Origin of the sequence: Paenibacillus sp. MMO-58, from assembly GCF_037146255.1 — a bacterium.
GTDB lineage: Bacteria > Bacillota > Bacilli > Paenibacillales > Paenibacillaceae > Pristimantibacillus.
Genome location: NZ_JBBCVY010000002.1, coordinates 1083001 through 1095586, shown reverse-complemented (window position 1 = coordinate 1095586; position 12586 = coordinate 1083001). Strand labels below are relative to the sequence as shown.

General features: G+C 50.1%; 9 protein-coding genes. All 9 read left to right on the top strand.

The features are described from left to right. Positions 1 to 97: 97 nt before the first annotated feature. Genes WFJ73_RS10595 through WFJ73_RS10555 form a run of 9 tightly spaced genes read left to right on the top strand, consistent with a single transcriptional unit; the run spans position 98 to position 12582 of the window. Positions 98 to 2932 (top strand): extracellular solute-binding protein, encoded by a 2835-nt coding sequence (locus WFJ73_RS10595; protein ID WP_442955941.1) that lies wholly within the window; start codon positions 98 to 100, stop codon positions 2930 to 2932. A gap of 15 nt (positions 2933 to 2947) precedes the next feature. Next, on the top strand, positions 2948 to 3919 hold the full coding sequence (locus WFJ73_RS10590; protein ID WP_336772995.1) for a carbohydrate ABC transporter permease: 972 nt from the start codon (positions 2948 to 2950) through the stop codon (positions 3917 to 3919). Between the two features lies 1 nt (position 3920). Then, positions 3921 to 4793: a carbohydrate ABC transporter permease gene (locus WFJ73_RS10585; RefSeq protein ID WP_336772994.1), complete on the top strand. Its 873-nt coding sequence runs from the start codon at positions 3921 to 3923 to the stop codon at positions 4791 to 4793. A gap of 15 nt (positions 4794 to 4808) precedes the next feature. Beyond that, entirely contained in the window at positions 4809 to 6272 is a 1464-nt protein-coding gene (locus tag WFJ73_RS10580) for a hypothetical protein (RefSeq protein ID WP_336772993.1), read from the top strand. Next, entirely contained in the window at positions 6244 to 6879 is a 636-nt protein-coding gene (locus WFJ73_RS10575; RefSeq protein ID WP_336772992.1) for a YIP1 family protein, read from the top strand. The genes WFJ73_RS10580 and WFJ73_RS10575 overlap by 29 nt, the downstream gene beginning before the upstream one ends. Before the next feature lie 16 nt (positions 6880 to 6895). Then, entirely contained in the window at positions 6896 to 9442 is a 2547-nt protein-coding gene (locus WFJ73_RS10570; protein WP_336772991.1) for a DUF5696 domain-containing protein, read from the top strand. 5 nt (positions 9443 to 9447) lie between these two features. Then, a complete protein-coding gene (locus WFJ73_RS10565; protein WP_442955940.1) occupies positions 9448 to 10353 on the top strand; it encodes a carbohydrate ABC transporter permease in 906 nt (301 codons plus the stop codon). Positions 10354 to 10369: 16 nt separating this feature from the next. Further along, positions 10370 to 11314 carry a carbohydrate ABC transporter permease gene (locus WFJ73_RS10560; RefSeq protein ID WP_336772989.1) on the top strand — a complete coding sequence of 315 codons (945 nt, stop codon included), beginning with the start codon at positions 10370 to 10372 and terminating at the stop codon, positions 11312 to 11314. A 20-nt stretch (positions 11315 to 11334) separates the two neighbouring features. Then, the gene (locus tag WFJ73_RS10555) at positions 11335 to 12582 is read left to right on the top strand and encodes an endo-1,4-beta-xylanase (RefSeq protein ID WP_336772988.1); all 1248 of its coding nucleotides are present in this window, start codon (positions 11335 to 11337) and stop codon (positions 12580 to 12582) included. The last annotated feature ends 4 nt before the right edge of the window (positions 12583 to 12586 follow it).

The following is a 12586-nucleotide window of genomic DNA, read 5'->3' as shown; positions in this document are numbered from 1 at the left end:
CATAATCTCTTGCCGCAGGAGGGGAGCAGAGTTGAGCAGCACAAAAAGGAAGCGCTACGGAATTGCCATACTGGTTCTACTCGTATTTTTTTTGTCCATTTGGGCTTTCTACCCTTCGGGTCAGCCGAATAACGGACGCGCTCAAGCCATGGGCGGGTTTAAGGCGATCACGGATTCAGATGATAAGGACGGCTATACCGAATACCTAAAAAGCTATTCCAGCGACGATAGACCATCAAAGGTTATTCGCATAGAAGGCGAGAACTTCACGGATACCGTCGGAGAAGGCTTTGAAGTGGCCGATCATCCGGAGGGCCTCGACGGGAAAGCCGTCATAACGCCGGACACGGGATCAATCAGTTGGAAGGTTCCCGTGGACACGGCAGGATTATATAATCTCCGAATCCATTACTACCCGTTGGAGGGCAAAAGCTCCGCTATTGAACGCAAGTTTGCCATTAACGACGAACTGCCGTTTACCGGGGCGGAAGATTTGCTGTTTGACCGGTTATGGGGGAACCGCGATGCCGGAATCAAACGGGATGACCGGGGAAATGATCTGCGGCCGAGACAAGTCGAGAAGCCAATGTGGCAGCTCAAGCCATTCATGGACAGCGAAGGCTATTACGAAGATCCCTATTTGTTTCACTTCGACCAAGGCATGCAGAAGCTTACGCTTACGGCTTCACGGGAGCCGATGGCGATCGATTATATCGAGCTCTATCAGGAGAAGACGGTTAAATCGTATGAAGAGGTAAAAAAGGATTATGAAGCGGAAGGACTTAAGCCTGTCGTAAATCAGAATCTGATGATTCAGGCGGAGGACGCGGCGCTCAAATCGTCTCCTACGCTGTATCCATTGTCAGACAAGTCAAGCCCGGCCGTCATTCCGTATGACGTGTCGAAGATCAGGATTAACGCAATCGGGGGCGTGAATTGGAAGCTTCCGGGGCAGTGGCTGGAGTGGGAAGTGGATGTGAAGGAAGATGGCTTATACCAGATTGCATTAAAAAGAAAGCAGGATCAGCTACGCGGCGTTTACAGCACGCGTAGTCTCATGATTGACGGCGAATATCCATTCAAAGAAATGAAGCAGATTCCGTTTAATTTCGGTATGGATTGGAAAATGGACGTTATGGGCGGCACGGAGCCTTATTTGTTCCATTTAACCAAAGGCAAGCACACGCTTCGTCTGTCCGTATCCCTAGGCGAGATCGCACCGCTGCTACAGACGATCGAATCAAGCGTCCTGCAGCTTAATGAGATATACAGAAAGATTCTGATCATTACCTCCAACTCGCCCGATCCCTATCGCGATTATCAGCTTGAGAAGCGGATTCCGGAAATGACGAAAGTGTTCAAGACGCAAGCGGCCGCGATAAAAAGCGTTGCCGATTACCTTGAACAGTCCACAGGCGAACAAAGCGATAAAGTAGCGGTACTGGATACAATGGTCAGCCAGCTTGAAGAGATGGCTGCAAAGCCGGAGACGGTGGCAAAACGTTTGATCGCCTTCAAAACCAATGTAGGGGGACTAGGCACTTGGATTTTGAACGTCCGAGTTCAGCCTTTGACCTTGGATTATTTGGTTGTATCCTCGCCTGATGTCAAGCTGCCAAGAGCAGAGGCGACGTTCGGCCAGAAGGTCAAGCATGAGCTTGGAGGCTTGCTGGCTTCCTATACGGAGGATTATGACAGCATCGGAAATACGAAGCAAAGCGATAAGTCGATTACCGTATGGATTACGACGGGCAGGGACCAGGCGCAGGTATTAAAAAGCCTGATTGATGAAAGCTTTACTCCGGAGTCCAATATCTCCGTGAAGCTGAGGCTTGTTCCGGCCAATATTCTCCTTCCAGCAACACTGGCTGATGAAGGGCCGGATGTTGCCATGCAGATCGGGGAGGATGTGCCGGTTAACTATGCGATGAGGAAAGCGGCTGCGGATTTATCCGGTTTCCCTGACTTCAAGGAAGTGGCTTCAAGGTTCAACGAAAGCGCATTAGTGCCATACCAATACGGCGGTGGCGTATACGCCTTGCCGGAGCAGCAGACGTTCCCGATGCTGTTCTACCGGAAGGACGTTCTGGAGGAAATAGGAGTAAAGCCTCCGAAAACCTGGCAGGACGTATACAACATGATCTCGGTGCTGCAGAAGCATAATATGGAATTTTTCCTGCCGATCGACGACGTGACGAACAACGCGAATCTTACGCCAAATGCGGCTTTCTCCATGATGCTCTATCAGAACAGTGGGAAGTTTTATTCCGATGACGATAAGAAAAGCGCGCTAGACTCCGACGTTTCGATGGAGGTCTTCAAGAAATGGACGCAGTTCTATACCAACTACAAGTTTCCGTTAAAAGCCGATTTCCCGAACCGGTTCCGTACCGGCGAGATGCCTATCGGAATCGCGGATTACACGACGTATAACAATCTGACGGTGATGGCGCCGGAGATTAAGGGATTATGGGATTTTACCATGGTGCCCGGAACGGAAATGCCGGACGGCACGATTAATCATGAAGTAGCCAGCCATACAACCTCCGTCATGATGCTGGAGAATGCCAAGGATAAAGACGCGTCATGGACGTTTATGAAATGGTGGACCAGCAAAGATACGCAGATTGCGTTCGGGCGGGAGATGGAAGGACTGCTTGGCGAAGCCGCGCGTTATCCGACGGCTAATATCGAAGCGCTTGAGGAGCTGCCTTGGCCGGTGAAGGATTATCAGAACCTGGAGAGCCAGTGGCAATGGGTTGAGGGGATTCCTCAGGTTCCGGGCGGATATTTTACGGGACGCCATCTGGATAACGCCTTCCGCAAAGTCGTTAACGGCAGCGAGAATCCTCGCGAGGCTTTGTCCGACTATATCTTATATATCAATGACGAAATCGCGATTAAGCGAAAAGAATTTAAACTACCAAACTAGCCAGGGGTGAAATCGATGCCTGACACGAGTCAAACCGTATCCGTACCTGCTCCCGGGCCAGATCTCCTCCGGCAGCCGGTTAAGGTATCCAAATGGGCGCAAACGTTCAAAGAGATAAAAAGAAGCAAGCATTATTACATCCTTATGAGCCCGTACATGATTATTTTCACCCTGTTTACGATTATTCCGGTCGTATTTTCGATGTGTCTCAGCTTTTTCTATTTCAATATGCTGGAATTCCCGAGATTCGTAGGTTGGGATAATTATTCCAGACTATTCTTGAATGATGACGTATTTATGATTGCCCTGCGCAATACCTTTATGTTCGCCATTATCACGGGTCCTATCAGTTATTTCGCTTGCTTCCTGTTTGCCTGGATTATCAATGAGCTTTCTCCGAAAATCCGGGCCGTTATGACCTTAATCTTCTATGCTCCATCGATTTCAGGGAACGTGTATTTCATTTGGCTTATCGTATTTTCGGGTGACCGATACGGTTATTTGAACGGGTTCCTCATTAAATTCGGCTTTATTCTTGAACCAATCCAGTGGCTGACGAACGAACAATACATTCTTACGATCGTTATTATCGTGCAGCTATGGCTCAGCTTGGGTACCAGCTTTCTGGCTTTTATAGCGGGACTCCAGACGATCGACAGATCGCTGGTGGAGGCGGGCGCTGTGGACGGCATCCGCAACAGATGGCAGGAGCTGTGGTTCATCACGCTTCCTTCAATGAGGCCCCAGTTATTGTTCGGCGCCGTTCTGCAGATCACGGCATCGTTTGCCGTGGCCGATGTCTCCATCGCCCTCGCGGGGTTCCCGAGCGTCAATTACGCGGCGCATACGATCGTGACGCATCTGATGGATTACGGCACCATCCGTTTCGAGATGGGTTATGCTTCCGCCATTGCCACGGTACTGTTCCTGATTATGGTTGGAGCCAACAAGCTGACCCAGAAGCTCCTAAGAAAGGTCGGTGAATGATTTGAACAGTTGGACTTCGGCTTTCCGGATTCAGAAGAAGCTTAACCGTTCCTTCACCGTCAGCTTCCTCTTATTCCTGCTGCTTGCCGTATTTGGCCTGTTTATGGCTATACCGCTGGTCTATGCCGTTAATAATGCCTTCAAGCCGCTTGATGAGCTGTTTATATTCCCGCCGAGAATTATGGTTAATAATCCAACGCTGGATAACTTCTTCGACCTGGTTGCCTTAATGGGGAATTCCTGGGTTCCGTTGTCCCGCTATATCGCCAATACGCTTGTGATTACGCTGGTAGGCACCTTCGGTCACATTTTGCTTGCCTCAGCGGCCGCGTACCCATTGGCGAAACATAAATTTCCGGGCTCCCAGATTATTTTCTCAACCGTTGTTTTGTCTCTCATGTTCTCCGGCACGGTAACGGCCATTCCGAACTACATGGTAATGTCCTGGCTGGGCTGGATTAATACGCATCTTTCGATCATTATTCCATCCTTGGCCTTTCCTTTAGGGCTATTCCTAATGAAGCAGTTCATGGAGCAGATCCCGGATGCTTTAGTGGAAGCTGCCAAGATTGACGGAGCCAGCGAGTATCGGATTTATTGGCAGATTGTAATGCCCAATGTGAAGCCGGCTTGGCTGACTTTAATGATTCTTCAATTTCCGATGCTGTGGGGCTCTGACGGAGGCAATTTTATTTACAGCGAGAATTTGAAAACGCTGCATTACGCACTAGGACAAATCGCGCTGGGGGGCATCGCGAGGGCAGGCGTTGGCGCCGCCGTTGCGCTTATCCTCATGATTGTTCCAATCACGCTCTTTATCATCTCCCAGAGCAGTGTCATCCAGACGATGGCAACCTCGGGCATGAAAGAGTAGAAGGGAGTCCTATTGATGCAGATACAGAAAAAAATAATCGTGCTCCTTGCGTTGTCCTTGTTGCTCGGCATCAGCGCGGGAGGAGCCAGAGCAATGGCTGCGGATGGGGCAGAATCGTATAACTATTCCTATTGGGGGCTGACGACCGCCGCTCCGGCAGCCTATCAAGCCAATGCATTGTGGAACGGGGAAAGCTTGGGAGCAGGCGCTTTCAAAGAGCCAAGCGATTTCCATGTGACCGGCGATCGGCAGGTTTACGTCCTGGATTCAGGCCATAACCGAGTGGTTGTGCTGAATGACAGCTTTCAGCCTGTGCAGACGATCAGCTCTTTTCTCCTTGACGGGAAAGAAGAGACTTTCAATAATCCCCAAGGTTTGTTTGTTACGGACAGCAAGGAGCTTGTAGTAGCCGATACCGGCAATAAACGGATTGTTCATCTCGATCGCAGCAATAAGCTTGTCAAAATAATCGCTGCCCCCAAATCCGATTTGCTCTCGGAGAAATTCGACTTCCAGCCCGTCCGGGTTGTCGTCGACAAAGCGCAGCGCATATACGCCATGTCAGCCGGCGTATACGACGGATTTATGGAGTTTAGCCCGGACGGCACGTTTACCTCGTTTGTCGGGGCTAACCGCGTATCCTTCAATCCGACCGATTATTTATGGAAGATGCTGTCGACCAAAGCGCAGCGCAGCCAGATGGTGATGTTTACGCCAACCGAGTTTACGAACCTGGACATTGATCAAGAGGGCTTTATCTATGCCACGAATGGCCAGGACAGCGGGAATGTCAAAAAGCTGAATGCCCAAGGCAATGATATCTTGCGGCGAAACGGCTATTTCGCTCCGGAAGGCGATATTCGCTACATGAGCGCGACCGGACCGTCCCGGCTCATCGATATAGACGTGGGCGACAGCGAAATGTATTCCCTTCTGGACGCCAAGCGGGGCAGAATTTTTACGTACGACGGAGATGGCCATTTACTGTACGTATTCGGCGGAATTGGCAATCAAATGGGGCAATTCAACACCCCCGTAGCGATTGAAAGGCTTGGAGATGAATTTCTTGTCTTGGATAAAGCGCTTGGGGAAATTACCGTATTTCAGACAACCGAATACGGCCGCACGCTTAATGAGGCTGTAAGGGCCTATTACAGCGGCGATGAGGAGCAGGCGTTTGCTTTGTACCAGGAAACCATCAGCATGAACGCCAACCTGGAATTTGCCTACGCGGGAATAGGCAAAGCGCTGCTGCGGCAAGGCGATTATCGCGAAGCCATGAAATATTTCAAGAAAAGCATGGACCAGAAGGGGTATTCCAAGGCGTTCCTGCTCTATCGGAAGGAAGTGCTGCGCGAGTACTTCCCGGGGATGATGACCGGATTGGTAATGCTTATCGTCTGCTGGTTAGGGTTCAGCAAATACCGGAAACGGAAAGGAGGGAAAAAGGGTGCCTACATTAAGCAGAGAGCTCTATAAATATCCGCTGTACCTGATTTTTCACCCATTTAACGGCTTCTGGGAGCTGAAGTACGAACGCAGCCGGAAGATGAATCTTATCATTTCCTTTTCCGTCTTGTTTCTGCTGATCGTAATGAAAATTATGCAGACGCAATACAGCGGATTCGTGGTCAATATCGTATATCCGGACAATATAAACAGTCTGATGGAGTGCTTGTATGTCATTGTACCCGTCTTATTCTGGTCGATAGCCAATTGGTCGCTTACCACCTTGATGGACGGGGAAGGCAAATTTGTCGATATTTTCACCTCGACCTGCTTTGCTTTGGTACCGCTGCTGATTATTCAATTGCCTTGGATCGGCCTAAGTAACCTGATTTCCCTGGAGGAAGTGTCGTTCTATCATTTTTTCAACAGCTTATCGGTGCTGTGGTGCGCTTATCTTCTGTTCGTCGGCAATATGACGGTGCAGCAATATTCGCCGTCCAAGACGATCGGGACAATACTTCTGACCTTTGCGGCAATGGCATTTATGGCGTTCCTGTGTTTATTGTTTTTTAGTTTAATTCAGCAGATGGTTGCTTTCGTGCAGGTCATACACCAAGAAATCGTGCTCAGGCGTTAGGGAGGAGGCTCTAAACATGAATAAGACGAGAATAAGCCTGCTGACCGGCTGCTGTCTGGCTGCGATGGTGATTGCCGGATGCTCGGACGCTGCGCCGGGCAAGCAGACCGGAGAGGCAGACCAAGCCGTTATGGCCTTTGCCAAAGGAAAGGCTTTGAGCGCGTCCTTCGCGGACCCTAAGCTTGCTGGCATGAAAGGAGTAGCGGAGAACGATCAGCTCCGGTTATTCGCGGATGATCAGACCGGCGAGATTGCCGTGCTGCAAAAGCAAAGCGGAGAGGTGTGGCGCAGCAATCCAGCGGATGGCAGCAAGGATCCTATAGCCGCAGGCGTAAACAAGGATATGTTATCATCCCAGATCAAGCTGGATTTCTACAACAGCTTTGGGCAGCTTAATTCGATTAATTCCTATACGGACAGCGTCATGAACAAACAGATCAGCATGGAGAAGCTTCCAAACGGGCTTAGCGTGACTTATCAATTCGGCAAGATGGAGAAAACGGTTGAGGATATGCCGAAAATGATGAGCGCCGAGCGCTTCGAAGCCTTAAACAAGAAGCTGGATAAAACCGGGCAGCGCGCATTAAAAATCGCTTATAAAGAAAACAAGGAAAAGACCGCCTACGAAAGAAACGACAGCGCGTTAAACGGTCTTCAGCTGGACCGGGCGTTAAAAGCGATCGAAGCCGCGGGTTATACCGAAGAAGACCTCAAACAGGATATGGAGGAGCTTCATTTCACCCAGGAGAAAACCGCGCCGAGAATTTTTAAAGCCACTATAAAGTACGCTTTGGACGGCAATAGTCTCGTTGCTTCCGTTCCGGTGGCCGACATCCGTTACCCGGAAGAATATCCGGTCAATAGCGTGTCGTTCCTTAATTTCTTTGGAGCGGGAGGAACAGGGGATAAAGGCTCGATGCTTGTTCCGGATGGCTCCGGCGCCTTGATTAACTTTAACAGCGGAAAAACCCGCTATCCTTCCTATCAGCAGGTTGTTTACGGGCAAGACAATACAACGGCGAGGACGGAAGATGCGGCCAGAGAGGAAGCGGTAAGACTTCCGGTATACGGGATCATCCGCGGCAACAGCGCTTTCCTTGGCATCATTGAAGAGGGGGAGTCCGTAGCCACGATTAATGCGGATATAAGCGGGCGATTAAACAGCTACAACTATGTTTATCCAAGCTTTAATGTCATCAATAAAGGCCAGGTCACGCTTGACGCAAACGGTCAGCAGCGTTCCCTTCCCAAGTTTCAAGAAAATCCGATGAAATCCGATTTTGTCGTCCGTTATGCTTTCCTAAGCGGCGAGGATGCCAATTATCAGGGGATGGCGAGCTATTACAAGGAATATTTGACGCGGAACAAGGCGCTCCCGGCGCAGGGAAAAGCCTCGGCCAAGGAGGATATTCCATTCTACCTTCAGCTTGATGGCAGCATTTCGGACAAAAAGCATTTTATGGGCATCCCGTACAGGGCTCTTGAATCCCTGACAACCTTTAGCGAAGCCAAGGATATCCTTAATAAAATGAACCAGCTTGGCGTGCATCAGATTAAGTTGAAATATGCCGGCTGGTTTAACGGCGGAGTGGACCATAAAGTGCCCAAATCCATTGCCGTTGACGATGAGATTGGCGGCAGCAAGGGACTACGGGACTTTGCTTCGTACGCAGCGGAGAGCGGCGTGGCGTTATTCCCCGATGTGGCGTTTCTTACGGCGAATACAGGCGCCGATTTTAACGAGACCAAATCCGCATCCCGAACGCTGAGAGGGGACCCTGCCGTTCTTTACCCGGTCGATCTGGCGTTAAATCGCCGCGATATAGCGAAGAGTCCGTCTTATATTGTCACCCCGCGGCTCGTGGAGAGCTATGTTGAAGCCGCTTTAAAGGGACTCGGGAAATTCGATGTTCAAGGCATCTCACTCCGAGACCTTGCCAGTCAGCTGAACAGCGATTACCGGAAGCATAATCAAATCGACCGGACGGAATCGGAGCAGATCTCGCGGGAAGCGCTGGCGAAGCTTGCGGGCATGCAGGTCATGGGCAACGGCGGAAATGCCTATGCGCTGCCGTATCTCTCGGACCTTACGAATGCTCCGATGGGCTATAGCGGGTTCAAGCTCGAGGATGAGCAAATTCCGTTCTACCAAATGGTTATTCGGGGGAATGTGGAGTATACCGGCAGGCCGTACAACCTCTCGAATTACACGAATGATAAGCAATACATTCTGAAATGCCTGGAATATGGGGCGAATGTTTATTTCGAATGGATTTACGAGCCGAACTATACCGTCAAGGACACCGACCATAACGAGCTGTATGCGGTGAACTATAAGCTCTGGCTGGATAAAGCGGCAGCCATGTACCAGGAAGTCAACAAGGTGCTAAGGAATGTCCGGAATGAGCCGATTGCCGGTCATGAGAAGCTGCAGGAAGGCGTGTACAAAACGGTATACGGCAACGGCATATCGATCATTGTCAACTATAACCGTTACCAAGTGAATGTGGATGGCAAGGCGATAGAAGCCGAGAGTTACTTGACGGGTGGTGACCAATCTTGAAACGTATGATGAAGCTCGGCATGAAGCATCGAACCTATGCAGAGCAAAAGGCGATGCTCGGTTTTTTGTTCGTTTTGCCCTGGCTGCTGGGGTTTGTATTTTTCTTTATCATTCCTCTGGTCAACTCTTTCCGGTATAGCCTCAGCAAGATTGATGCGAATTCATCGGGGATTCAGATCAGCTTTATCGGCTTTAAAAACTATGTCAATGCCTTAACCGTAAATACAAGCTTCAACCGTACCTTGACGGAATCTATCCTGAACATGGTCGTTAACGTTCCATTAATCGTTATTTTCAGCTTGTTCCTGGCCGTTCTTCTGAACCAGAAATTTATCGGACGCTCGGTTGCCCGATCCATCTTTTTCCTGCCGGTCATCCTGGCTTCGGGAGTCATTATGACGCTTGAGACTTCCAGTCTCGTCCAGGCTGTCAATGATCAGAACCAGGGTGCGGGCGGCGCTATTCATGCTTTAGGCGCTTATGAGCTGGCGGGACTGATGCAGGATGCGGGAGTAAGCGAGAGTATCGTTAATTATTTGACTACCGCGGTAGAACGGATCTACCAGATTGTCAGTCAATCCGGCGTGCAGATTCTGATCTTCCTGGCCGGTATCCAGACCATTTCGCCCCAGCTGTACGAAGCATCCAAGATGGAAGGGGCAACGGGCTACGAGGCGTTCTGGAAGATTACCTTTCCGATGGTCAGCCCGCTCATTCTCGTTAATATGATCTATACCATTATCGATTCCTTCTCAAGAAACGATATGACGGACCTGATCAAGGAAACGGGCTTTACCAATTTCGATTTTGGACTAAGCTCGGCGATGGCTTGGCTGTATTTCCTGTCCATCATGCTGATCCTGCTTGTAAGCTCCTATATCGTTTCGAAGAAGGTCTTCTACCAAGAATAGAAAGCAGGTGATTCTGTTGATCTTAGCGCGATTGTTATCGCTCGAAAGCTGGAAACGGTGGGTGTGGTCGTTTGTTCGGCTTGTGCTGATCGCCGGCCTGTCATTTGTCATTTTGTATCCGATTATTCAAAAGATATCTACAGCCATCAAAGCAAAAACCGATCTATACTCGCCAATTGTCGTTTGGATACCCGAGCATTATTCCCTTGAGAACTTCAAGAATGCCATCGCCATCATGGACTATTGGAAAACGCTGCTCAACACGTTTACGTTATCGGCGACAACGACCATTCTAACGGCTATTTCTTGCGCGCTGGCGGGTTATGCTTTCGCAAGATTGAAATTCAGAGGCAGCAACCTGCTGTTTGCGGGCGTCATATTGACCATTATGGTGCCGCCGACTACGATCCTGATTCCGATGTACCTGAATTTGAAGGATTTTACTCTTATGGGCTTAATCCCCCTTATTACGGGAAAATCCGTTAATCTGTTAAATTCGTATTGGCCGTTTATCTTAACTTCCATTACCGCGAATTCCTTGAAAGCCGGGCTGTACATCTTTATTTTCCGTCAGTTTTTCCGCGGAATCCCGCGGGAGGTGGAGGAAGCCGCCTATATGGACGGGGCAAGCGTTGGCCAGACGTTCCTGCGCATTATGCTGCCTAACGCGGTTCCTTCCATTATTACGGTATTGCTGTTCTCCTTTGTCTGGCAATGGAACGACAGCTTCTTTACGACAACGTATCTTACTTCGAGCAACGTGATGTCCACGCAGCTGTCGTCCTTGCCTTACAACCTTTCTATTATTCTAGGAAACGACGCCTCCGCGAAGGATCCGTTCTATCTGAGCATGGTGCAGGATACGGGGATTCTGCTGGCGATCCTGCCGCTTATTGTCCTGTACCTGTTCGTGCAGCGATACTTCGTCGAAAGTATTGAGCGAACGGGACTGGTCGGGTAATAGAAGGGAGGCCTGGTATAATGCTGCCATTTCGAAAGCGTATTGTTATTATCGTTACCCTGGTTCTTCTGGCAGCGCTCCTTGTCACGTTGTTATGGAACAAACCCGAACAGCCGGCGGAGACTGCGGAAGCCCCAGCTCCGTCTACGGATTTAGCGGCATCGCCTGAGCCTGTGACGGAGCCTTCGAAGAAGAAAGAGCCGGTTGAAGCGACAGCGCCTTCCGTACAAACGGATATACCGTCGCTGGCGGAGGCGTACAAAGAAGATTTTGCAATCGGAGCCGCGCTTGAACCGGACCAAACGGCCGGTCTAACGGCTGAGCTTATGAAGAAGCATGTCAATATGCTCGTCGCGGAAAACGCCATGAAGCCGGCTTCCATTCAGCCCGCCGAAGGAAAATTCAACTGGGACCAGGCCGATCGCATCGTTGCTTTCGCCAAAGCAAACGGCATGGCTGTCCGCTTTCATACCCTTGTATGGCACAGCCAGGTACCGGACTGGTTCTTCCTGGACGCGGACGGTAACCCGATGGCCGACGAGACGGATGCCAAGAAGCGGGAAGCAAACAAGAAGCTTCTGCTTGACCGTCTGGCTGCTCACATTCGGGCTGTCGTCGGGCGGTATAAGGATGACATTACGTATTGGGATGTCGTAAACGAAGTGATAGAGCCGGCAGATCCGGGCGGCATGCGAAACAGCAACTGGTATAAAATCACGGGGACGGACTATATCGCAACCGCCTTCCGTGCCGCGCGGGAAGCGGGAGGGCCTGGGATTAAGCTGTATATAAACGACTATGGCACGGATGATCCAAGAAAGCGGGATCTCCTGTACGAGTTGGTGAAAAAAATGCTAGATAACGGAGTTCCCATTGACGGCGTTGGTCATCAGACCCATATCAGCATTTATAACCCGTCCATCTCTAATATTGTGGATTCGATGAAGAAATTCAAGGAGCTGGGGCTGGATAACCAAATAACCGAGCTGGATATGAGCATCTATAACTGGAGCGATCGATCCGATTACGGGGAGCAGGTGCCGGAGGAGATTTTGCGGAAGCAGGCGGAGCGTTACAAGGAGTTGTTCGAAGCGCTACGGTCAAATAAAGGACTTGTCAGCGCCGTTGTGTTCTGGGGGATTGCCGATAATCATACCTGGCTCAGCACTTTTCCGATTGCCCGGACGGAAGCGCCGCTTCTTTTCGATAAGCAGCTGCAGGCCAAGCCGGCATTTTGGGCAATTGCGGATCCGTCAAAGCTTGAATAACCGG